This is a genomic window from Pseudoxanthomonas sp. LjRoot127 (assembly GCF_964253495.1).
Taxonomy (GTDB): domain Bacteria; phylum Pseudomonadota; class Gammaproteobacteria; order Xanthomonadales; family Xanthomonadaceae; genus Pseudoxanthomonas_A.
Window position 1 is genome coordinate 2,052,386 of record NZ_CAXUQR020000001.1, and the last position, 21,456, is coordinate 2,073,841.

21 protein-coding genes are annotated in these 21,456 nt (G+C 67.6%); 17 read left to right on the forward strand and 4 right to left on the reverse strand.

Going from position 1 to position 21,456, the window contains the following annotated elements; genetic code table 11:
- Positions 1-10 precede the first annotated feature (10 nt).
- A complete protein-coding gene (gene hemC, locus ACSQ19_RS09490) occupies positions 11-919 on the forward strand; it encodes a hydroxymethylbilane synthase (protein ID WP_296279225.1) in 909 nt (302 codons plus the stop codon).
- Between the two features lie 16 nt (positions 920-935).
- Here hemC and ACSQ19_RS09495 read toward each other — a convergent pair whose 3' ends face one another.
- On the reverse strand, positions 936-1,682 hold the full coding sequence (locus ACSQ19_RS09495; RefSeq protein ID WP_436000924.1) for a DUF481 domain-containing protein: 747 nt from the start codon (positions 1,680-1,682) through the stop codon (positions 936-938).
- 308 nt (positions 1,683-1,990) lie between these two features.
- Positions 1,991-2,329, reverse strand: a complete 339-nt coding sequence (locus ACSQ19_RS09500) for a hypothetical protein (protein WP_435996562.1) — start codon at positions 2,327-2,329, stop codon at positions 1,991-1,993.
- A gap of 595 nt (positions 2,330-2,924) precedes the next feature.
- Between ACSQ19_RS09500 and ACSQ19_RS09505 the strand changes: the two genes are divergently transcribed.
- On the forward strand, positions 2,925-3,896 hold the full coding sequence (locus ACSQ19_RS09505) for a helix-turn-helix transcriptional regulator (RefSeq protein ID WP_296279228.1): 972 nt from the start codon (positions 2,925-2,927) through the stop codon (positions 3,894-3,896).
- A 115-nt stretch (positions 3,897-4,011) separates the two neighbouring features.
- Here ACSQ19_RS09505 and ACSQ19_RS09510 read toward each other — a convergent pair whose 3' ends face one another.
- The gene (locus tag ACSQ19_RS09510; protein WP_299344299.1) at positions 4,012-4,596 is read right to left on the reverse strand and encodes a lipocalin family protein; all 585 of its coding nucleotides are present in this window, start codon (positions 4,594-4,596) and stop codon (positions 4,012-4,014) included.
- 142 nt (positions 4,597-4,738) lie between these two features.
- On the opposite strand from ACSQ19_RS09510, the gene ACSQ19_RS09515 reads away from it, so the two are divergent.
- The 13 genes from ACSQ19_RS09515 to ACSQ19_RS09575 all read left to right on the forward strand — a co-directional run bounded on the left by ACSQ19_RS09515 (position 4,739) and on the right by ACSQ19_RS09575 (position 17,253).
- Positions 4,739-5,053 carry a hypothetical protein gene (locus ACSQ19_RS09515; protein ID WP_435996565.1) on the forward strand — a complete coding sequence of 105 codons (315 nt, stop codon included), beginning with the start codon at positions 4,739-4,741 and terminating at the stop codon, positions 5,051-5,053.
- A 76-nt stretch (positions 5,054-5,129) separates the two neighbouring features.
- Positions 5,130-7,235 carry a prolyl oligopeptidase family serine peptidase gene (locus tag ACSQ19_RS09520; RefSeq protein ID WP_435996567.1) on the forward strand — a complete coding sequence of 702 codons (2,106 nt, stop codon included), beginning with the start codon at positions 5,130-5,132 and terminating at the stop codon, positions 7,233-7,235.
- A 65-nt stretch (positions 7,236-7,300) separates the two neighbouring features.
- On the forward strand, positions 7,301-9,472 hold the full coding sequence (locus ACSQ19_RS09525; protein WP_435996569.1) for a S9 family peptidase: 2,172 nt from the start codon (positions 7,301-7,303) through the stop codon (positions 9,470-9,472).
- A 252-nt stretch (positions 9,473-9,724) separates the two neighbouring features.
- The gene (locus tag ACSQ19_RS09530) at positions 9,725-10,129 is read left to right on the forward strand and encodes a YbaN family protein (RefSeq protein WP_435996571.1); all 405 of its coding nucleotides are present in this window, start codon (positions 9,725-9,727) and stop codon (positions 10,127-10,129) included.
- A gap of 40 nt (positions 10,130-10,169) precedes the next feature.
- Positions 10,170-10,379, forward strand: a complete 210-nt coding sequence (lptM, locus tag ACSQ19_RS09535; RefSeq protein ID WP_435996573.1) for an LPS translocon maturation chaperone LptM — start codon at positions 10,170-10,172, stop codon at positions 10,377-10,379.
- Complete coding sequence (gene dapF / locus ACSQ19_RS09540) at positions 10,372-11,235, forward strand: diaminopimelate epimerase (RefSeq protein WP_435996575.1); 864 nt, start codon at positions 10,372-10,374, stop codon at positions 11,233-11,235. The genes lptM and dapF overlap by 8 nt, the downstream gene beginning before the upstream one ends.
- A complete protein-coding gene (locus ACSQ19_RS09545; protein WP_299344317.1) occupies positions 11,232-11,906 on the forward strand; it encodes a DUF484 family protein in 675 nt (224 codons plus the stop codon). Before dapF ends, ACSQ19_RS09545 begins: the two co-directional genes overlap by 4 nt.
- Before the next feature lie 41 nt (positions 11,907-11,947).
- The gene (xerC, locus tag ACSQ19_RS09550; protein WP_296279237.1) at positions 11,948-12,826 is read left to right on the forward strand and encodes a tyrosine recombinase XerC; all 879 of its coding nucleotides are present in this window, start codon (positions 11,948-11,950) and stop codon (positions 12,824-12,826) included.
- A gap of 185 nt (positions 12,827-13,011) precedes the next feature.
- Entirely contained in the window at positions 13,012-13,563 is a 552-nt protein-coding gene (gene hslV / locus ACSQ19_RS09555) for an ATP-dependent protease subunit HslV (RefSeq protein WP_056879246.1), read from the forward strand.
- 38 nt (positions 13,564-13,601) lie between these two features.
- Positions 13,602-14,993: an ATP-dependent protease ATPase subunit HslU gene (gene hslU / locus ACSQ19_RS09560; RefSeq protein WP_435996579.1), complete on the forward strand. Its 1,392-nt coding sequence runs from the start codon at positions 13,602-13,604 to the stop codon at positions 14,991-14,993.
- 95 nt (positions 14,994-15,088) lie between these two features.
- Positions 15,089-15,427, forward strand: coding sequence for a zinc ribbon domain-containing protein YjdM (locus ACSQ19_RS09565; RefSeq protein WP_435996581.1), 339 nt, complete (start codon positions 15,089-15,091; stop codon positions 15,425-15,427).
- 43 nt (positions 15,428-15,470) lie between these two features.
- A complete protein-coding gene (locus ACSQ19_RS09570; protein ID WP_435996583.1) occupies positions 15,471-16,787 on the forward strand; it encodes a DoxX-like family protein in 1,317 nt (438 codons plus the stop codon).
- A gap of 1 nt (position 16,788) precedes the next feature.
- A complete protein-coding gene (locus tag ACSQ19_RS09575; protein WP_435996585.1) occupies positions 16,789-17,253 on the forward strand; it encodes a DUF2269 family protein in 465 nt (154 codons plus the stop codon).
- A 17-nt stretch (positions 17,254-17,270) separates the two neighbouring features.
- Here ACSQ19_RS09575 and ACSQ19_RS09580 read toward each other — a convergent pair whose 3' ends face one another.
- Entirely contained in the window at positions 17,271-17,726 is a 456-nt protein-coding gene (locus ACSQ19_RS09580; RefSeq protein ID WP_435996587.1) for a nucleoside deaminase, read from the reverse strand.
- Positions 17,727-17,865: 139 nt separating this feature from the next.
- Here ACSQ19_RS09580 and ACSQ19_RS09585 point away from each other — a divergent pair, with 139 nt between their 5' ends.
- Both ACSQ19_RS09585 and ACSQ19_RS09590 read left to right on the forward strand, forming a co-directional pair.
- Positions 17,866-19,488: a hypothetical protein gene (locus tag ACSQ19_RS09585; RefSeq protein ID WP_435996589.1), complete on the forward strand. Its 1,623-nt coding sequence runs from the start codon at positions 17,866-17,868 to the stop codon at positions 19,486-19,488.
- 296 nt (positions 19,489-19,784) lie between these two features.
- Positions 19,785-21,404 carry a hypothetical protein gene (locus tag ACSQ19_RS09590; RefSeq protein WP_435996591.1) on the forward strand — a complete coding sequence of 540 codons (1,620 nt, stop codon included), beginning with the start codon at positions 19,785-19,787 and terminating at the stop codon, positions 21,402-21,404.
- Positions 21,405-21,456: the final 52 nt, after the last annotated feature.

A 21,456-nucleotide genomic window follows, 5' to 3' on the forward strand; every position in this document is an offset into this window, starting at 1 on the left:
TAATGGCCGCATGACCACCCTGCGCATCGCCACCCGAAAGAGCCCGCTCGCCCTCTGGCAGAGCGAACACGTCGCCGACCGCCTGCGTGACGCGCATCCGGGGCTGGCGGTCGAGCTGGTGCCGATGAGCACGCGTGGCGACGAGGTGCTCGACCGCTCGCTGGCCGCGATCGGAGGCAAGGGGCTGTTCCTCAAGGAGCTCGAACTGGCGATGCTGCGCGGCGACGCCGACTGCGCCGTGCATTCGCTCAAGGACGTGCCGATGGAGCTGGAAGGGCCGTTCGCGCTGCCCGCCATCCTGGCGCGAGCGGATCACGCCGACGCTTTCGTATCGAACCTGCATGCCGGCATCGACGCGTTGCCGCACGGCGCGCGCGTGGGCACATCTTCGCTGCGGCGGCAGGCGCAGCTGCGTGCGCAGCGGCCGGACCTGGCATTGGTCGACCTGCGCGGCAACGTCAATACGCGCCTGGCCAAGCTCGACGCCGGCGAGTACGACGCGATCATCCTGGCGTGCGCCGGCCTGGAACGGCTCGGGTTCGCCGCGCGCATCCGCGCGCGCCTGGACGCGCCGCACTGGTTGCCGGCGCCGGCCCAGGGCGCCGTCGCGGTCGAGTGCCGTGCCGACGATCCCGCGATGCACGCACTGTTCGCCGCGCTCGAAGACACCCCCACACGCATTTGCGTGGAGGCGGAGCGGGCGATGAATCGCGCCCTGCACGGCAGCTGCCACGTGCCCGTAGCGGCCTTCGCGCGGCGCGAAGGCGACGACCTGGTGCTGTCCGGGCTGGTCGGATCTGCGCAGGACGGCCAGGTCCTGCGTGCCGAGGCCCATGGCCCGCTCGCCGATCCCGACGCGCTCGGTCGCCGCGTCGCCGCTCGGTTGCTGGAGCAGGGCGCAGGCGCGTTCCTCGCCTGAGCGTCGTGCGGCGCGCTTACTTGAAGCGGTAGACCACGTTCATGGTGGTCAGCGTGTCGGTGCGCTTGCGGTCCGGCGCCACGTCGCTGTTGTGGCGCGCCTGCCAGCCGGCTTTCAGCGCCAGGTGGGAGTTCATCGTCACCGACACGCCCAGGTCATTCTGCGCGAAGGTGTTGTAGTCGCCCGACTCCACCAGCAGTTTGTTGACGATCTCGGTGTTCTCGCTCAGTGCGTAGCGCACGTCGATCAGGCCACGACCGATGAAACCGGCTTCCGTGCGCGCATCCAGCGTGTCGTAGGCACGGCGGTAGCCCGGCCCGACCTGCAGGTCCAGGTGCGCGCGTTCGTTTTCGATCACGCGGTTGCCGTAGCTCAGGCTGACCGACTGCTGCCGGCTGTAGGTGCCGAAATCGTCTTTCTCATGGCGCACCGAAGTGTTCAGCGTGCCGCGATCGTCCATCAGGTAGGCGCTGTTGGCGGTCACCGTGTAGCGATTGGCCGTGGTGCGCGTGTCGCGGACGGCACTGCCGTCTTCCTGCGTGCGCATGTATTCCGAACGCGAGTGCAGGCCAAACAGGCTGCCGCTGTGGCGCCATGCGCCGCCATCGGTGTAGGTCAGGTCCAGCCGTCCGTTGAAACTCTCGTTGTTGCTGTTGCCGCTGGCGGCGGCGAAGCCGAGTTCGCCCCCGCCGGTGAGCTTGGGGGTCGGCGGAGGAGGGGCGGCGGGTGTCGGGGGGGTCTCGGGGATGGGACGCACCGCCATCGAGACCACCGGAAGCGCCATGCCCTCCTGCTTGCCGAAACCCTTGCCCGCCTTGGGCGCGTCGACCTTTTCGTTGCGGGGCAGCAGCACATCGGTCGCGTGCGCCTGCAGTACACCGCTTGCCGACAGTGCAAGGGCGAGCAGGGTAAGGGGCATCCGGGGGGGCATGGCGGATCTCGCAGAGAGGAGTGACTGAAACCGGTTACATGGTAGGCAGGGCAGACGTCGGCCACAACCCAAGTGCTTGTTCCGATTCAGGTTCGCGGCCTAGATTCTGCCACGCCCGACGGCCTGTTCCCGGAACCCTGTCACGGTCGGCACCGGTCCCGGTATTCCCGCAGTTCCCACGCCAGCCGCCGGCGCCCCTCATCGCTGGTGTCGGTCAGCAGACCATGGACGTTGTCGTGCATGCGCGGGCAGGGGTCGGTGGTGTAGTCAGGCCCGGCCAGCATCCTGCCGATCGCCTGCAATCTCCTTTGCGGCGATGGTGGCTCTCGCATGTGGAAGCGGCCGCCGGAAGCACCGCCAGGTAGCCTCGGAACACGGCTGGCCATCAGTCCGGGCTGGAAATCGGTCGCCGGCGCGCTTTCCGCCGCCCAGACGGCGCCTTGCGCCAGATAGTCGGGTGTCGATGCGGAGATCGCCACATCCGGAGGCCGCTGCGTGGGATCCAGCGACCTCGCCACACGACCCGGGTCAGGTGATGGTGCGGAAGGATCGGCCGAGGGCGCAGGCGTCGCATGCGCATCGGGCGGCGATGTCGGCAGGGCAGGCTGTGCGTGTTCGATCCACCGCACTCGCAGCACGGGTGACGGGGAACTCTTCCCGACAAGCCACCCCGGGGGGCGTACCAGTACCCATGTCACCGCTCCGTGGATCAGCACCACGATCACGGCCGCCACGGCGCGGCTCCGGCCTTCTGCTGACATCCTGTCACCCCCGCATCGCGTTGGCGGAGTCTGTGGCATCCAAAATGAACTGCCCGTCATCCGCTCGGCACGGCGACCGGACGGGAGGCGGCGTCGACACAGTGGCGACGAAGCGTGGTGTATCCCACCGCGACAGCGCCTTCGGTCCGTGCGTTGAGGGTGCCGCGACGGCGAGGACACGCCGCATCACCAGGCACCGCACGGGCCGAAGCCGCCGCCGGCGTTCGCCCCTTCACCGTCTCCAACGGCAGGCAGGCGACGAAAACGGCCACCCGTCGGTGATAATCCTCGAACGCCCCCTGCCGTGCCGACCATGGACAAGATCGAACGCATCACCGCCCTTCACCGCATCCTGAAGGCCGCGCGCTATCCGGTCACCGTGAAGCGTCTGCAGGAGGAACTGGGTTGCTCGCGCGCCACGGCGTATCGCGACCTGGCGTACCTGCGCGATGCGTTGATGGCGCCGATCGAGGGCGACGGCGAAGCGGGTTTCCGTTACCACGCGGCCGAAAGCGAACGCTTCGAGCTGCCTGGCCTGTGGCTGAGTTCGGAAGAGCTGTACGCCCTGCTCGCCGCGCAGCAGCTGCTGGTGCGCACGGGCGGCGGCGTGCTGTCCGGTGCGCTGGCGCCGCTGCAGAAGCGCATCGAGGGGCTGCTGGCCGACCACGCCGGCGTCGACCAGTGGCCGGTCGACCGCGTGCGCGTCATCCCGCATCGCGGCCGCACGCTGGACGAAGCCAGCTTCCGCACCGTCGCCTCGGCCGTGCTGGAGCGCAAGCAGCTGCACTTCGAATACCGGGCACGCTCCACCGACGAGCGCACGCGCCGCACGGTGTCGCCGCAGCGCATCACCCACTACCGCGACAACTGGTACCTGGATGCGTGGGACCATGAGCGCAACGCGCTGCGCAGCTTCGCGGTGGACCGCGTGGGCAACGCGAGGATGGTCGATGAACCCGCCCGTGACCTTCCCAACGACGAACTCAACCAGCACCTGGCGTCGAGCTACGGCATCTTCTCCGGCGAACCGAAAGGCTGGGCGACGATCCTGTTCAGTGCCAAGGCCGCGCGCTGGGTTGCCGACGAGCAGTGGCACTCGAAGCAACAGGGCCGGCACCTGCCGGATGGCCGTTACGAACTGAAGATCCCCTACAGCGTCTCTCGCGAGCTGCTGATGGACATCCTGCATTACGGCGCCGATGCCGAGATCGTCGAGCCTGCCGTGCTGCGCGAGCAGGCGAAGGCACTGCTGGAGCTGGCCCTGTCGAACTACGAGAAGAAGTAACGCCGCAGGTGATACGGGCGTGGGAGCGAAGTAAGTCGCGACCACCTTCCGGATGGACTGAAAAACTTCGCGACTTGCGTTGCTCGCACGTGAGCGGTTTCCCTCGATCCGCTCGTCACGGCTCCTTCGGCGCTCCGAACCCCGGCGTCCCCACCTGATCCGGCACCTGCGGCACGCGTACCAGCTGGCGCGCATTGATGCCATGGTCACGCGCTTTCCTGACCAGCTCCTGGTAGGTGGCATCATCCATGGTGGCGTCCCGCGCGAGGATCCAGCCCATGTCGCGGCCGGGATAGTCCGCCATCACCCAGGAGTAGTCCGGCGCCACCTCGACGATGCGCCACTTGGCCGGCACGACGCCGACGAACCAGAGGGTCCATTCGCGGTTGCCGCTGTCTTTCTTCACCGATGCACGTGCATCGCGCTGTTGCTCGGGCGCGTCGAAGCTTTCCCGGTAGTGGTAGGCCACGGCGACCTTGTCCGTGTCGCGCAGTGCGTACTCGTACCGCGCCGCCACGTGGCCACGCTCGGCAAAGTACGGGATGTGCGCGATCACGCGCCACGTACCCATGAGGCGCGGCAGGTCGATGGCCGCGGGATCCTCCCTGACTGCGCCACGATGCCCGCAACCGGCGACCACGAAGAGCAGGCACGCGGACAGGACGAAGCGGGCGGCACGGGAAAACAAAAGCATGGGCATGTGGAACTCCGTTCTCCCCGTCATACGGACACGCTAGCCATCAGGATGCGACGGAGATGTTAACCGCTGATGTCGCAACGCGTGAGATGGACCTGCGCGACTGTGACGTCCAGCCGACATCACGTCACAGGAGTTCATCGCCATGTCCTTCGTTTCCTCCGTCTCTTCCGTCGCGGCATCGTCCGACCGTCCCGATGCGACGCTGGATCGCATGCTGCGCAGGCTGGTCCTGACCGGCGTGGCGCTGGTACTGCTGCTGCCGCTGGCGCGCGCCAGCACCGACGCGCTGGGTTGGCTGCCGTTGTGGCTGGTGGGGATGCCCACCGTGGCATGGTGGGCCCTGCACCGGTTCAGGTTGCCGGGGCTTGCTGCCGTCGCAGCGTCATCGCGGCGTCGTCGCGGTCCGCAGGCGCGCCGGCTGCGATCCGCGCCAGCGCGTCTGTCCCGGGCGGCCTGACCTTCGGCAGGGGGTGGCCTCCGGGCCTTGTGCTAGCGTGACATGTTCATGAACTGCACCTCCGGAGCCACCCCTCATGCCCAGACTCACCCACGCCTGCCTGGCCGCCGGCCTCGCTGTAGCGGGCGCCCTGTCCGCCCCCGCGCACGCCAAGGAGGCTGACGTGTCCAACGACCCGTATGCCTGGCTGGAAGACGTCGAGGGCCAGAAACAGCTCGACTGGGTGAAGGGCGTCAATGCCAAGGCCGAGGCCGAGATCGCCTCGACCCCGGCCTTCAAGCAGCTGGAAGCGGACATCCGCGCCATCCTCGATTCCGACGCCAAGATCCCCGGCGTGCAGAAGATCGGCGACTACTACTACAACTTCTGGAAGGACCAGCAGCACGAGCGCGGCCTGTGGCGGCGCACCACCCTGGCCGAGTACCGCAAGGCCCAGCCGCAGTGGGAGACCGTGCTCGACCTGGACGCGCTGAACAAGGCCGAGGGCAAGAACTGGGTCTGGCACGGCGCCGACTGCCGCAAGCCCGACTACGCGCGCTGCCTGATCGCGCTGTCGCGCGGCGGGGCCGATGCCGATGAGACCCGCGAGTTCGACCTGACCAACAAGAAATTCCTGGCCGACGGGTTCTACCGTCCCGAAGCCAAGGGCGCGCTGGGCTGGAAGGACGCCGACACCGTCTACGTCTACACCGACTTCGGTGCGGGCAGCATGACCAGCTCGGGCTACCCGCGCATCGTCAAGGAGTGGAAGCGCGGCACGCCGCTGGACAGCGCGAAGGTCGTCTACGAAGGCAAGCCGGACGACATGTACATCGCCGCGTACCACGACGACACGCCGGGCTTCCAGCGCGATTTCGTCAGCCGCACGCTGGCGTTCTACAACGACGAGCTCTACCTCCGTCGCGCCGACGGCACGCTGGCCAAGGTCGACGCGCCGAACTCCGCCAACAAGGGCGTGTTCCGCGAGTGGCTGACGCTGGAACTGCGCGAGCGGTGGACCGTCGGTGGCAAGACCTATGCGGCAGGCTCGCTGCTGGCAGCGAAGTTCGACGACTTCATGGCCGGCAAGCGCACGTTCGACGTGCTCTTCGAACCGACCCCGACGACCTCGCTCGCCGGCATGTCGGTCACCAGGAACCACGTCGTGCTGAACGTGCTGGACGACGTCAAGAACAAGCTCAGCATCCTGACGCCGTCGGCGACGGGGTGGAAGACCAGCGCCTTCACCGGCGCGCCGGGCTTCGGCACCATCAGTGTCAGTGCGGTCGACAGCGACGACAGCGATGCGGTGTGGATGACCGTCACCGACTACCTGACCCCGACCACGCTGTCGCTGGTCGAACTGGGCCAGCAGCCGGAACAGCTGAAGTCGATGCCGGCCTTCTTCGATGCCTCGGGCAAGAAGATCGAACAGCACTTCGCCACGTCCAAGGACGGCACCAAGATTCCGTACTTCCTCGTGCGCCCGGACAACCTGAAGTACGACGGCAGCACGCCGACGCTGCTGTACGGTTACGGCGGCTTCGAGATCTCGATGACCCCGGGTTACTCCGGCGGTGTCGGCAAGGGCTGGCTGGAGAAGGGCGGCGTGTACGCGGTCGCCAACATCCGTGGCGGTGGCGAGTACGGTCCGCGCTGGCACCAGGCGGCGCTGAAGGCCAATCGCCACAAGGCCTATGAGGACTTCGCGGCGGTCGCGCAGGACCTGATCGCCCGCAAGATCACCTCGCCGAAGCACCTGGGCATCCAGGGCGGCAGCAACGGCGGCCTGCTGACCGGCAACATGCTCACGCAATACCCGGAACTGTTCGGTGCGGTGGTGGTGCAGGTCCCGCTGCTGGACATGAAGCGCTACAGCCACCTGCTGGCCGGTGCGTCGTGGATGGCCGAGTACGGCAATCCCGACACGTCCGACTGGGAGTTCATCAAGACCTTCTCGCCGTACCACCTGTTCGACGCGAAGAAGGACTATCCGCCGACCCTGTTCATGACCTCGACGCGCGATGACCGCGTGCATCCCGGCCATGCCCGCAAGATGGCGGCCATGATGCTGGACGCCGGCAAGGACGTGCGCTACTACGAAAACATCGAGGGTGGCCATGGCGGCGCGGCGAACAACGCCCAGGCCGCGCACATGAGCGCGTTGGCCTACACCTTCCTCTGGCAACAACTGTCCAAGTAAGTGCCTGGCGCCCCTCCCTCGCGGAGGGGCGCTGCCATTGCAACCCGCAATCCCGGACCCCATCCATGAAGCCGACTTCCTTCCTGCTTGCCGCGACCGTCCTGATGAGCACACCGATCACCTCCGCGCTTGCCGCCAGCGCCACCCCGCCCGACGTGGCCAAGAAGCCGCACGTGGTGAAGGCGCCCCACGGTGCCGAGCGCAACGACGAGTATTACTGGCTGCGCGACGACAAGCGCGAGAACAAGGAGATGCTGGCGTACCTCAACGCCGAGAACGCCTACACCGACGCGGTGATGGCGCCGTTGAAGCCGCTGGAGGACAAGCTGTACGACGAGGTCGTCGCCCGCATCAAGCAGGACGATGCGAGCGTGCCTTACCGCGAGCGCGGCTGGTGGTATTACGCGCGCTTCGTGACCGGCAAGGACTATCCGGTGCATGCGCGCCGCAAGGACGCCCCGGGCATGGATGCGGTCTCCATCCAGAAGGCCAACGAGGCCGGCGATTTCGCCGGCGAGCAGGTGCTGCTGGACGTCAATGCGCTGGGCGCCGGCAAGGACTACTACAACGTCGGCGACTACGAGGTCAGCCAGGACAACCGCCTGCTCGCCTACGCCGACGATACCAATGGCCGCCGCCAGTACACGATCCGCTTCAAGAACCTGGACACCGGTGAACTCCTGCCGGATACGGTCACCAACGCCGAACCGAACCTGGTGTGGTCGGACGACGGCCGCACGCTGTTCTACGTCGACAAGGACCCCGAGACCCTGCTCAGCAAACGGGTGAAGTCGCATGTGCTGGGCACGCCGGCCAGCCAGGACTCGCTGGTCTACGAAGAAGAAGACGACAGCTTCTACATGGGCATCGGCCGCAGCCGCGACGACAAGTTCATCTGCATCAGCGTCGAGAGCACCGTGTCGTCCGAGATGCGCTGCACGCCGGCCGCGAGCCCGGGCGTGTTCACCGTGCTGGCCCCGCGCGAGCGCGATGTGGAATACCAAGCCGACCACCTCGGCGACCGTTGGGTTATCCGCACGAATGCCGATGGCGCGACCAACTTCAAGATCGTGACCGCGCCGACCGATTCGACCTCGCGCAAGGACTGGAAGGACTGGATCGCGCACCGCAATGACGTGTTCGTCGAGGGCTTCGAACTGTTCGACGGTTTCAGCGTGGTGGCCGAACGCGCCAATGCGCTGGAGAGCCTGCGCGTGATCAAGGCAGACGGCAGCAGCGACTACGTCAAGGCCGACGAGCCGGCGTACTCGATGGGGCTGTCGGCCAATCCGGAAACCGGCACCGACTGGCTGCGTTACAGCTACACGTCGATGACCACGCCGGCGACGACCTACGAGATCAACACCAAGACCGGCGAGCGCCGCCAGCTGAAGCAGCAGCCCGTGCCCGGCTACGACGCCTCGAAGTACGTGACCGAGCGCGTGTGGGCACCGGCCCGCGACGGCAAGACGAAAATCCCGGTGACGCTGGTGTACCGCAAGGACGTCGCCCGCGACGGCAAGGCGCCGATGCTGCAGTACGCCTACGGCAGCTATGGCGCGTCGATGGATCCGAACTTCAGCATCACCAACGTCAGCCTGCTGGACCGGGGCGTGGTCTACGCGCTTGCCCATATCCGCGGCGGCCAGGAAATGGGCCGCGCGTGGTACGACGACGGCAAGCTCTACAACAAGGTCAACACCTTCACCGATTTCATCGATGTCACCGACTACCTGGTGAAGGAAGGCTATGCCGCCAAGGACCGCGTGGCCGCGATGGGCGGCAGCGCCGGTGGCCTGCTGATGGGCGCGGTGTCGAACATGGCGCCCGAGAAGTACAAGGTCATCCTGACCTTGGTGCCGTTCGTCGACGTCGTCACGACGATGCTGGACCCCACCATTCCGCTGACCACCAATGAGTACGACGAGTGGGGCAATCCGGAAGAGAAGGGCTACTACGACTACATCCTCACGTATTCGCCCTACGACAACCTGCAGGCCAAGGCCTATCCGGCGATGTTCGTCGGCACCGGCCTGTGGGATTCGCAGGTGCAGTACTGGGAGCCGGCCAAGTACGTCGCCCGCCTGCGCGACCTGAACACCAGCAAGAATACGGTCGTGTTCCGCACCAACATGGAAGCCGGCCACGGCGGCAAGTCCGGCCGTTTCCGCCAGTATCGCGAGCGCGCGGAGATGTACGCCTTCATGCTCGACCAGCTGGGCGTGGCGTCGAAGTAAGCCGCCATGCGAGCACGAAGAAAGCCGGGGCAACCCGGCTTTTTTCTTTTTCACGGCCAGCCGATGAGCGGCGCTCCAGTGTTGCGGCCCTCCCGCCGATAACCCGGGGAGAACAGCAGCGGAACGGAGAGGTGGGCCATGGCGAGGTGGGGCGCGGTCGTCCGCTGCGCGCACGTCGTGTTCGCGCCATCGGCGGCGGATTTGGGGTACAAGGGCGCGGTGCCCGATACGTCTTCCCCCAGACCCCGCGATATGCCCGATCCCAGGCCCGCCCGGTTCCGCTGGGCTTGGTGGCTGCTGGCGTACGCCAGCCTGGGCATGGGCATCCTCGGCGTGTTCGTGCCCGGGTTGCCGACGACGGTCTTCATCCTGATCGCGGCCTATGCGGCCTCGCGCGGTTCGGACCGGTTGCATCGTTACCTGGTCACGCACCCGCGTTTCGGCCCGATGATCCACGACTGGCACCTGCATCGCGCGGTGTCGCGGCGCGCCAAGTGGGCGGCGACGTGGGCGATGCTCGCCTGTGCCGCCCTCCTGGTCACGCTGATGCTGTGGACCGGATCGCACCGGTGGTGGATGGTCGCGCTTCCCCTTGCGTGCATGGCCACGGTCGACGCATGGCTGTGGCGGCGTCCCGAGCCACCACGCCCCGACTGAGCGTCCACCGCATTCATCGGGCTGTGGCTATACTCGCGCCATGAACCGGAATGTCCGCCTTGTCCTTGCCGCCGCCGTGATGGCGGTCCTCTCCGCCTGCGGTGCCAAGGGCCCGCTGTTCATGCCGGAGAAGCCGGTCGAAGAAGCGCCCGTGGCCCCCGCCGACGCCGTGCCGCCTGCGACCGATGGCGTCCCCGCCGACCCGCCGATCGACCCCGCGACGGTGCCCGCCACCGACGGGAATGGCTGAGTCGACGCACGCGCGGAGCACGTCGATGCGTTTCACCAAGATGCATGGGGCCGGCAACGACTTCGTCGTACTGGACCTGCGCGACGGCCTGCCGCCCCCGGATGCCGCGCTGGCCGCATCGCTCGCCGATCGTCACCGCGGCGTGGGCTGCGACCAGATCCTGACCATCGAACCCCCTCGCAGCGCCGGCGCGGTCGCGGCCTACCGCATCTGGAATGCGGACGGCTCGCCTTCCCAGCAATGCGGCAACGGGGCGCGCTGCGTGGCGGCATGGCTGGTGCGCGATGGCGCTGCAGGTGACGTGGTCTTCCAGGTCGACAGCCCCGTGGCAGCGCACGCGGTGGAGCGCCTCGCCGATGATCGCTATGCGGTTGCGATGGGCGTCCCCGAGTTCGTGCCGGCGCGCATTCCCCTCCGCGGCTTCGACGACGCGCGCGCCGAGTACGACGCGGATGTGGACGAAGGCGTGCGGGTACGCTTCGGCGCGGTGTCGATGGGCAACCCACACGCGGTGATCGAGGTCCCGTCCGTCGATGCCGCCCCGGTGCTGCACTACGGCCCCTTGCTGCAACGCTCGTGGCACTTCCCGGAATCGGTCAACGTCGGGTTCGCCGAAGTGGTCGCGCGCGATCGCGTAGGCCTGCGCGTGTACGAGCGCGGCGTGGGCGAGACCCTGGCCTGCGGCAGCGGCGCCTGTGCGGCCGCGGCCGTGCTGATCCGTCGAGGTCGCGTGGATCGCGACGTCGCCATCGTGCTGCCGGGTGGCGAGCTCCGCATCCGCTGGCCGTCCGACGACGCGCAGGTCATCATGTCCGGGCCGGCGGCATTCGTATTCGAAGGGGAATGGAAAGCATGAGCGAGACACTCGAAAAACTGGGCGCCCACGAGGTCGCAGCGTGGCTGCGTCGCCACCCGACTTTCCTGAAGCAGTTCCCCGACCTCGCGCTGAGCATGGTGGTACCGCGCGACGAAGGCCCCACGGCGTCGCTGGCCAGCTATCAGCTGGAAGTCTTGCGCGACAAGAACCGCGAGTTGTCCAAGCGCCTCGGCGACCTGTTCGCCAATGCACAGGAAAACGAGCGCCTGGCCGTGCGCACGCACCAGCTGGCGCTCACGCTCATGAAACAGAACACCGCGGCCGACACCGTGCGCGCGATGGCGGCGTCGCTGGCCGAAGACTTCAACGGCGACCGCGTCAGCATCGTGCTGCTGCAGCCAGTGGCCGGGCTGGACGAAGGCGAGTGGCTGCAGGTCATCCCGGCCGACAACCCGCACATGGCCCCTTTCCGCGACTGCCTGCGCGACGGCGAGCCGATCTGCGGGCGCCTGCAACCTGAGAAGCATGTGCTGCTGTATGGCGCGCGCGCGGAAGAAGTGGCGTCCTCGGCGCTGCTGCCCTTGCCCGGCATCGGCCTGGTCGCCGTCGGCAGCCGCGATGGCAACCGTTTCTACCCCGGCATGGGCACGCTGTTCCTGCGCATGATGGGCGAGACGCTGGTGACGGCGCTGAAGCGGTTCGATGGTTGAGCGCGCGCTGACGCCCGTTGCGGGAATGACGGACCACCGGAATGTACGCAGTCGCCGACTTCCTTGCCCATCTCGAGGTCGAGCGCCGCGTCTCTGCGCATACGCTGGACGCGTACCGGCGTGACCTCGCCGCGTTGACGGAATGGGCACAGGCCCAGGGCATTGCCCACCTGGTGGAGGTGCATGCGGAGCAGCTGCGCACGTTCGTCGCCAGCGAGCACCGTCGTGGGTTGTCGCCGAAAAGCCTGCAGCGGCGGCTCTCGGCGTGTCGCAGCTACTACCAGTGGCTGTTGAAACATGGCCGCGTGGCCGCGAGTCCCGCCGCAGCGCTGCGCGCACCCAAGGCGCCGCGCAAGCTGCCGCAGGTGCTCGATGCCGACGAGGCCGTCCGGTTGGTCGAGGTGCCGACCGATGCACCCCTGGGCAAGCGCGACCGCGCACTGCTCGAACTCTTCTATTCGTCCGGCTTGCGCTTGAGCGAGCTGTGCGCCCTGCGGTGGCGCGACCTGGACATGGCCGGTGGCATGGTCACCGTGCTGGGCAAGGGCAGCAAGGAGCGCAAGGTGCCGGTCGGCTCGCATGCGCGCAACGCGCTGGCCGAATGGCGACAGGAGCGACCGTCCGGCAACGAGGGCTTCGTCTTCCCCGGCCGTGCCGAGGGTCCCCTTTCGCAACGCGCCGTGCAGATCCGCATCAAGCAGCTGGCGCAGCGGCAAGGCCTGTTCAAGCACGTACACCCGCACATGCTGCGTCACAGTTTCGCCAGCCACATCCTCGAATCCTCGGGTGACCTGCGTGGCGTGCAGGAGCTGCTGGGCCACGCCGACATCGCGACCACGCAGATCTACACGCACCTGGACTTCCAGCACCTGGCCAAGGTCTACGACGCTGCGCATCCGCGGGCCAAGCGCAAGAAATAGGAAAGCCGTAGAGCCGTAGGCTGGGATGGAGCAACGCGTAATCCCAGCGCGTGCCTCCGACATCGCCGGGTTGCTGGGATTGCGCTTCGCTCCATCCCAGCCTACGGCCCCGGGTTGCTTCCAAAGGCCATGCTTGAACCGCGGAGCGGCGTCCCCACCTCTGGGGGAACACCCCGGAGGCCTCCATGGACCCCAGCCAGAATCCGAACGTCTTCCACGCCACCACCATCCTGTCCGTGCGCCGCAACGGGCATGTCGCCGTCGCGGGCGATGGCCAGGTGACGCTGGGCCACACGGTCATGAAAGGCAACGCGCGCAAGGTGCGCCGGCTCGGTCGCGATGGCCAGGTGCTGGCGGGTTTCGCCGGCGCCGCGGCGGATGCGTTCACGCTGTTCGAACTGTTCGAGGCCAAGCTGGAGAAGCACGGCCAGCTGACACGCGCGGCCGTGGAATTGGCGAAGGACTGGCGTACCGAGCGCCGCCTGGGCAAGCTCGAAGCGCTGCTCGCCGTCGCCGACAAGGAAACCTCGCTGATCATCAGTGGCACCGGCGACGTCATCGAGCCGGAGGACGGCATCATCGCCATCGGCTCGGGCGGTTCCTACGCGTTGTCCGCCGCGCGCGCGCTGCTCGCCCACACCGAGCTCGATGCGAAGTCCATCGCCGTCGAGTCGCTGAACATCGCCGGCGACATCTGCATCTACACCAACCGCAACGTGGTGGTCGAAGAGCTCTGAGCTCCGACGCCCGCTCGCATCCCAACGACTACATCGCCATGACAGAAAACACTTCATCCACGATGACCCCGCGCGAGATCGTGCAGGAACTCGACCGTCATATCGTCGGCCAGCACGCGGCCAAGCGCGCGGTGGCCATCGCGCTGCGAAACCGCTGGCGCCGCATGCAGCTGGACACCAGCCTGCGCAACGAGGTGATGCCGAAGAACATCCTGCTGATCGGCCCCACCGGCGTCGGCAAGACCGAGATCGCGCGGCGCCTGGCGACGCTGGCGAATGCGCCATTCGTGAAGGTGGAAGCCACACGCTTCACCGAAGTCGGTTACGTGGGCAAGGACGTCGAGCAGATCGTCCGCGACCTCGCCGATACCGCGGTGAAGATGTACCGCGAGCAGGCCAAGGCGCGCATGCGCACCCAGGCCGAGGAGCGTGCGGAAGACCGCATCCTCGACGCGCTGCTGCCGCGTCGCGAGGGCGCCGGCGGCGGGTTCGGCTTCGGCGCGAACACCGCCACCACCACCGTCGACATCGGCGCGGAACCGTCGTCGAAGGAATCCGAGACCCGGCAGAAGCTGCGCCGCCAGCTGCGCAATGGCGACCTGGACGAGCGCGAGATCGAACTCGAGCTCTCCGCCAACGTCGGCGTCGACATCATGACCCCGCCGGGCATGGAGGAGATGGGCCAGCAACTGCGCCAGATGTTCTCCAACCTGGGCGGCAGCAAGACCCACAAGCGCACCGTGACGATCAAGGCGGCGCGCCCGCAGCTGGTCGAAGAGGAAGCCGGCAAGCTGGTCAACGAGGACGACATCCGTGCGGCCGCGATCGAGGCCTGCGAGCAGCACGGCATCGTCTTCATCGACGAAATCGACAAGGTCGCCAAGCGCAGCGGCAACGTCGGCGGCGCCGATGTCAGCCGCGAGGGCGTGCAGCGCGACCTGCTGCCGCTGGTGGAAGGCAGCAACGTGTCGACCAAATACGGCACGGTGAAGACGGACCACATCCTGTTCATCGCGTCCGGCGCGTTCCACCTGGCCAAGCCGAGCGACCTGATCCCGGAGCTGCAGGGTCGTTTCCCGATCCGCGTCGAGCTGTCGGCACTGAGCAAGGACGACTTCATCCGCATCCTCACCGAGCCGAAGGCGGCGCTCAGCAAGCAATACGTGGAACTGATGAAGACCGAAGGCGTCGCGTTGCGTTTCAGCGATGATGCGATCGACCGTCTCGCCGAGATCGCCGCGCTGGTCAACGAGCGCCAGGAGAACATCGGCGCGCGCCGCCTGCATACGGTGCTGGAGCGCCTGCTGGACACGCTGAGCTACGAGGCGCCCGACCGCGATGGCCAGAGCGTGGTCATCGATCGAGCCTACGTCGATGCGCATCTCGGCGAACTGGTGCAGGACCCCGACCTCAGCCGCTACATCCTCTGAGTCCCGAACCCGGCGCGAGGCGGGTTCTTCGTTTCTGGGGTGCAGGGGGGGCGTCGGTTACAATCGATGCATCCCCGCACTCCTTCTCCTTTCCCATGAGTACGCTGCCTCCTTGCCCGCAATGCGCTTCCGCCTACACCTACGAGGACGGCGTGCAGCTGGTGTGCCCGGAGTGCGGGCACGAATGGTCTGCCGATGCCGCCGGCGGCGGCGATGAAGCGCGTGTCATCAAGGACGCGAACGGCAACCTACTGCGGGACGGCGACACCGTCACCGTCATCAAGGACCTGAAGGTGAAAGGTTCGTCGCTGGTGGTGAAGGTCGGCACCAAGGTCAAGAACATCCGCCTGGTCGACGGCGACCACGACATCGACTGCAAGATCGATGGCATCGGCGCGATGAAGCTCAAGTCGGAGTTTGTGCGCAAGGCCTGACACCCGCGTTTCACATCATCCTCGACGGACACGGAACGACCGCATGCAAATCCCTTCGCAGGCATCTCCGGACGGCAAGGTACGAACGGTGCTGGTGGTGGGTGGTGCGGGGTTCATCGGTGGCTACCTGGTGGCGGCGCTGCGCCGCCATGGCTGGCGCGTCCTGCGGGCCGTGCGGCCGAAGGGAAATCGGCTCGCAGATGACGAACGCCCTTGCGACCTGCAGGCGATGCGGCTGCCGGAGGATTGGGTGCCGCTGCTGGACGGCGTGGAGGCGGTGGTCAACGCCGCAGGCATTCTCCGCGAGGAAGCGGGGCAGACCTTCGAGGTCGTGCACGTGGCCGCGCCGCTGGCGCTTGCGAAGGCCTGCGTGGCGCGCGGCATCAGGCGCTTCGTGCAGGTATCCGCTCTGGGCCTGCCCGAGGATGGGCCGTTCATCGCCTCCAAACATCGCTTCGACGAACAACTCGGCGGGCTCGCGCTGTCGTCCGTCGTGCTGCGTCCGTCGGTGGTCTATACGGTAAGCGGCTCCTACGGCGGAACCTCGCTGTTGCGTGCATTGGCGGGCTTTCCCGGCGCGCAATGGCTGCCGGGCGACGGTCGATGGCAGGTGCAGCCCGTTGCGGCGGAGGATCTGGGCGAACTGGTCGCGCGCGCGGCCGACGACACGGTCAGTGGGATTTACGAAGTGGGCGGCCCCACGCCGATGTCGTTGCGCGACTACCAGCAGCAATGGCGACGTTGGCTGCGCATTCCCGGAGAGCGCGTGGTGGCCGTGCCCGAGGCCTGCGTGTCGCTTGCCGTGGCGACGATGGAGGCGGTGGGCCGCGGACCGGTGGGACGGACGATGTGGCGCATGCTGCGAAGGGGCAATACCACCGCGCCGGATGCGACAGAGCGGCTGGAGGCCACTTTCGGCCTGCGGCCTCGCGCGCTCGCCGAGGCGCTGGGCCAGGCGCCCAGCCAGGTGCAGGATCGTTGGCAGGCGCAGCTCTACTTCCTCGCGCCCGCCTTGCGTTGGGCCGTGGTGGGCTTGTGGCTGCTGTCGGCGCTGGCCGGCTTCATCACGCCGGCGGCAGACATCCTGCGCCTCGCGGCGGATACGCCGCTGGCGGCCTGGGATCCGGTGATGCTGGCGCGCGTGGGTGGGGCGGCCGACTTGGTGCTCGGCCTCTGGTTGGCGAGTGGTTGGCGATCGCGGACCGCTGTCGGCGCGATGCTGCTCTTGTTGCTCGCCTACACGCTGGTGCTGGGCGGCCTGGTGCCTGCCTCGTGGTGGGACCCGCTGGGTGGCATGGCGAAGAATCTGGTGCTGCTGCCGGCGTTGGCGGTGCTGTGGGTCCTGACGGAGCGGCGCTGAGATGACCTACCTGTGGGTGAAGTGGATCCATATCCTCGCTTCGACGCTGCTGTTCGGCACCGGGCTGGGCATCGCGTTCTTCATGTGGCTCGCGCACCTGCGTAGCGATGCGCGCGTGATCGCCGCGACGGCGCGGACGGTGGTGATCGCCGATGCCTGCTTCACCGCGCCGGCGGTGGTCGTGCAGCTCGCCACGGGCATCTGGCTGACGCATCTGCTCGGCCTGCCGCTGGACGTCTTCTGGGTAAAGGCGGCGCTGATGCTGTTCTTCGTGATCGGCGCGTGCTGGTTGCCCGTGCTGTGGCTGCAGGTCCGCGCGCGCAATCTCGCCCAGCGTGCCGTTGCGGATGGCGCGCCGCTGCCGCCTGCGTATCACCGCGCCATGCGGTGGTGGTTCTGGCTGGGTTGGCCGGCCTTCCTCAGCGTCATCGCCATTTTCTGGCTGATGGTGATGAAACCCGCCTGATCCGGCGCCTGGCGGGCTCAGTCCTCGCCGATGTCCTCGTTCCACACTTCGGGGTTGGCGCGGATGTAGTCACCGAGCATCGTGATGCATTCCTCGCTCTGCAGATCAATGACCTGGACGCCGGACTCGCGCAGCCAGTAGATGCCGCCCTGGAACGTCACCGACTCCCCCACGACCACCGTGCCGATGTTGAACTGGCGCACCAGCCCGCTGCAGTACCAGCAAGGGGCCAGCGTGGTGACCATGATGGTGTCGCGGTAGCGGCGCTGGCGGCCGGCCTTGCGGAAGGCATCGGTTTCGCCGTGCACGGAAGGGTCGCCTTCCTGGACGCGGCGGTTGTGGCCGCAGCCCAGCAGTCGGCCGTCCTGGTGGTAGAGCGCGGCACCGATCGGGATGCCCCCTTCGGCCAGGCCCTGGCGGGCTTCGGCGATGGCGGTCTCGAGGAGGGCGCGATAGTCGGGCGTCGTGCTCATGGCGGCGTTGATCGGGGTGGTCGGGCGCGCAGCATCACATGGTGGAGAGTGTGATGCCACTCACGGCGTGCGTGCGCCGGACTGGTTAGAACACTCGACGTGCCGCGTGACGCGCACGGTGACCAGGGGAGTCGGGAGCGTGAAAAGGGGATTCAAGGACGTATCGCGCCGTGCCGTCGGGTTGGCGGTGGGGTTCCTGCTAGTGTTGTCGCAGGCAGCGGGTGTGAAGGCGCAGACGATCGAGCAGGGGTTGTTGCAACTGGAGTGGGGCGACCCGCCGCGCGCTTCCGCAGGACAGCCCCGGCTCGCGCCCCGCTTCAATGCCTCGTTGCTCAGGGACGACGGCAGCCGCATCGCGCTCGATCCCGCGCAGGCGAAGCTGGCCGCCGGCGATCTCTACGTACTGGCCAATCGCCGCGTCGCCGTGGCGTTCGCGCCGCAGGGTCGCGTGATGTCGTCCGCGCCCGCGATCCAAGCCATCGTGCCGGCGGACCGCGTCACCCAGTCCGCGCCGGTGCAGGGCGCCAGCGAGCGGGTGATGGCGGCCGCTCCCATCAGCGGGACCACGCGCTGGGTGACGCTGATGTGCAAGTTCAGCGACGTGGCAGAGGAGCAGAAGGACCAGGCGTTCTTCCAGTCGCAGTACGGCGAGGGCGTGGGCCAACTCGGGCACTACTGGCGCGAGGTGTCCTACAACAAGATCAACCTGACCGGCAGCACCGCGCATGGTTGGTACGTGCTGCCGAGCCCGCGCTCGACCTACGTCACCATGGTCGACGGCAAGGAGAAGGCGGATCTGAACAAGCTGTTCGCCGACTGCGCGTCCGCGGCGCCGGCGACGCTCGACCTGAGTACGCCGGTCGGCATCAACATGATGTTCAATGGCCTGCTCGATGGCTATGCGTGGGGCGGACAGAGCTGCGCGACGGTGCGCGGCGTGCGCCTGTGCAAGCGGGTCACCTGGAACCCCCCCTGGTCCTTCGGCAACCTCGCGCCGCTGGCGCACGAAATGGGGCATGGCTACGGTTTGCCGCACTCGGACAATTCCGATGGGGACGACGACACCTACGACAATCCCTGGGACGTCATGAGCGATGGCTGGTCCAACGCGGTGGGCGATGCGACCTATGGCACGCGCCCCAAGCACATCAACATCTTCCAGCGAAACCGGTTGAGCTGGGTCGATGCGCCGCGCCAGCGGGTCGTCATGCTCGGCGACCTGGCCACCCGCGACATCACGCTGGACTATGCGCACCTGGCGGCGTCGGCGAACGTGCAGATGCTGGTGCTTTCGCTGTCGCCCCAGCCCGATCCCTATGCGACGGTGGTCTACACGCTGGAAGCTCGCAAGCGCGAGGGCACGTACGAGGGCAGGCTCGCCGGCGATGCGGTGATCATCCACAAGATCGAACGTTCCGGTACCGCCTACAGTGTCGATGCCGACGTGCCGCCGGCCAACCGCTCGAACAACGAAGGCTCGATGTTCAAGGTGGGCGAGCGCTGGGTCACGCCCGATGCTTCCTACGCGGTCATGATCAAGGCGCAGACCGCCACCGGCTTCGTGGTGACCGTCGGCCCCGCGCGGGTATCGGGCGGGCCATTGCCCGCGCTGGTCAAGCCCGCCACGGTGTCGGCGTCATCGACACCCGCGTCCACCACCACGCCACCGGGGCGCGATGCCGCCGGGCGTGACGTGGCGCCCTCGCGATGCAGCGCGCGGCAGGGTGGAAGAACTGCCAACTGCAGCGTGCGCGAGCGCTGACGCGTAGGGGTTTCCCCTACGTGATGCGGATATCCCCGACGCGGCGCGCGACGGCGCCGATCGACGAAAAGCGAAGGCGGTTCGCGCGCGAATGCTGACCTGCATCGCAGTTCGGAACATCCGCGCGAGAAACATGCGTTCGTGCGGTTCCGCGCCCTCAAGACCTCGTGATTCCCGCCGACACCCGACCATGGCGGCGTCATTTCGACCCGCTTCCATGAATGGGGTCGCGCGTGGTCACAAACGGATCGGGCGACATCCGGCGAACGCGTTGCCGCGCACTGTTCGCCGTCGGAATGTCGATCATCGGATGCATCGTTCCGCATCTTCCGCTGCGTGCGGAGACGGTGGTGCAGGGAACGCTGCAGCTGCAGTGGGCGGATCCGCCGCGTGCATTGCCCGGTCGCGTCCAGGCGGCGCCGCACCTCGATGCGTGGCTCGACATGGGGCCAGGGCAGCGCCTGCGCCTGGACGTGGGGCAGGCCAAGCGTGCGGCGGGCGACCTCTACGCGCTGGCCAACCGCCGCGTAGCGGTGTCGTACGCCGCGCACGGCGACGTGGCCGCCGGCGCCAAGGTGATGGCGTCGGCCGGCGTCGCGCCGTCGATCAGCGCCATCGTGCCCACCGACACCCTGAAACCGCGAGCGCTCGCAGCCGGAGCCGACGGCCGCGTCATGGCGTCCGCGCCGATCCTGGGCGCAACGCGCTGGATCACGCTGATGTGCAAGTTCGCCGACATCGACGCCGAGCAGAAACCGCGCAGCTATTTCCAGGAACAGTACGGCACCGCGCCGGGCCAGCTGGGCCATTACTGGTCCGAAGTGTCGTACGGCCAGGTCAGCCTTGCCGGCAGTTCCGCGCATGGCTGGTACACGCTGCCGAAGCCGCGCTCCGCGTACCTGGCCGATGTCAATGGCAAGCAGAAGGCGCAGTTGTCCGAACTGTTCGCCGACTGTGCCGCGGCGGCTGATGCCGAGGTCGGGTTCGCGGGCATCCAGGGTGTCAACCTGATGTTCAATGGCGAGCTGGACGGCAATGCGTGGGGCGGCGGTGCCTGCACCACGCTGGATGGCGTCTACACGTGCACGCGCGTGACGTGGAGTCCGCCGTGGTCGTTCGCCAATCTCGCGCCGCTGGCACACGAGATGGGGCACGGCTACGGACTGCCGCATTCCAACAATTCCGACGGCGACAGCGACACGTACGACAATCCCTGGGACGTGATGAGCGACGCGTGGCGCAATGCGACCAGCGACGCCACGTACGGTCTGCTGCCCAAGCACCCGAACATGTACCAGCGCGAGCGCCTCGGCTGGCTGCCCGCCGCGCGCAAGCGCGTCGTGGCTGCCGACAATCGCGACACGATGGAGTTCGTGCTGGATGCCGGCAGCGTGTCGAAGACGGCCAACACGCAGCTGGTGGTGCTGGCCCTGCCTGCGCAGCCCGACCCCTACAGGACGGTCATCTACACGCTGGAGGCGCGCCGCCGTACCGGCACGTACGAGGCCAAGCTGGCGGGCGATGCCGTGATCATCCACAAGCTGGAAGACTACGGCATCGCCTACAGCGTCGATCGCGATACGCCGGCGGCCAACTATTCCAGCAACGAAGGATCGATGCTGAAGGTCGGTGGACGCTGGAATACGCCCGATGAACTGCACTGGGTGGAAGTGGTCTCCGCCACGGCCGACGGCTTCGTCGTGCGGATCGGGCCGAAGCCGCGCTCGATGAGTTCGCCGGCGCCGGTCCTGGTGCGTCCCGCGACGGTCGCGGCGTCCTCGCCGCCGGCGTCGCGTCCGGCACCGTCGGTCCCCACCCCGGCCGCGCGCGCGGCGACCCCGCCTCGCCGGCGCGCCTGCGACGCGCTGCCGTCGTTGTTGCGCGTGGCGCCCCTGTGCACCTGGATGGAACGCTGAGCCACGCGCGATCGCGCAACCGGGTGGGGCGCGCTGCACCGCCGCGTCGTGC

Bases quoted from the DNA above. Each gene is read 5' to 3' on its own strand.
- hemC (WP_296279225.1), top strand. From the start codon at position 11: ATGACCACCCTGCGCATCGCCACCCGAAAGAGCCCGCTCGCCCTCTGG.
- ACSQ19_RS09495 (WP_436000924.1), bottom strand. From the start codon at position 1,682: ATGGCGGTGCGTCCCATCCCCGAGACCCCCCCGACACCCGCCGCCCCT.
- ACSQ19_RS09505 (WP_296279228.1), top strand. From the start codon at position 2,925: ATGGACAAGATCGAACGCATCACCGCCCTTCACCGCATCCTGAAGGCC.
- ACSQ19_RS09510 (WP_299344299.1), bottom strand. From the start codon at position 4,596: ATGCCCATGCTTTTGTTTTCCCGTGCCGCCCGCTTCGTCCTGTCCGCG.
- ACSQ19_RS09515 (WP_435996565.1), top strand. From the start codon at position 4,739: ATGTCCTTCGTTTCCTCCGTCTCTTCCGTCGCGGCATCGTCCGACCGT.
- ACSQ19_RS09520 (WP_435996567.1), top strand. From the start codon at position 5,130: ATGCCCAGACTCACCCACGCCTGCCTGGCCGCCGGCCTCGCTGTAGCG.
- ACSQ19_RS09525 (WP_435996569.1), top strand. From the start codon at position 7,301: ATGAAGCCGACTTCCTTCCTGCTTGCCGCGACCGTCCTGATGAGCACA.
- ACSQ19_RS09530 (WP_435996571.1), top strand. From the start codon at position 9,725: ATGCCCGATCCCAGGCCCGCCCGGTTCCGCTGGGCTTGGTGGCTGCTG.
- lptM (WP_435996573.1), top strand. From the start codon at position 10,170: ATGAACCGGAATGTCCGCCTTGTCCTTGCCGCCGCCGTGATGGCGGTC.
- dapF (WP_435996575.1), top strand. From the start codon at position 10,372: ATGGCTGAGTCGACGCACGCGCGGAGCACGTCGATGCGTTTCACCAAG.
- ACSQ19_RS09545 (WP_299344317.1), top strand. From the start codon at position 11,232: ATGAGCGAGACACTCGAAAAACTGGGCGCCCACGAGGTCGCAGCGTGG.
- xerC (WP_296279237.1), top strand. From the start codon at position 11,948: ATGTACGCAGTCGCCGACTTCCTTGCCCATCTCGAGGTCGAGCGCCGC.
- hslV (WP_056879246.1), top strand. From the start codon at position 13,012: ATGGACCCCAGCCAGAATCCGAACGTCTTCCACGCCACCACCATCCTG.
- hslU (WP_435996579.1), top strand. From the start codon at position 13,602: ATGACAGAAAACACTTCATCCACGATGACCCCGCGCGAGATCGTGCAG.
- ACSQ19_RS09565 (WP_435996581.1), top strand. From the start codon at position 15,089: ATGAGTACGCTGCCTCCTTGCCCGCAATGCGCTTCCGCCTACACCTAC.
- ACSQ19_RS09570 (WP_435996583.1), top strand. From the start codon at position 15,471: ATGCAAATCCCTTCGCAGGCATCTCCGGACGGCAAGGTACGAACGGTG.
- ACSQ19_RS09575 (WP_435996585.1), top strand. From the start codon at position 16,789: ATGACCTACCTGTGGGTGAAGTGGATCCATATCCTCGCTTCGACGCTG.
- ACSQ19_RS09580 (WP_435996587.1), bottom strand. From the start codon at position 17,726: ATGAGCACGACGCCCGACTATCGCGCCCTCCTCGAGACCGCCATCGCC.
- ACSQ19_RS09590 (WP_435996591.1), top strand. From the start codon at position 19,785: ATGTCGATCATCGGATGCATCGTTCCGCATCTTCCGCTGCGTGCGGAG.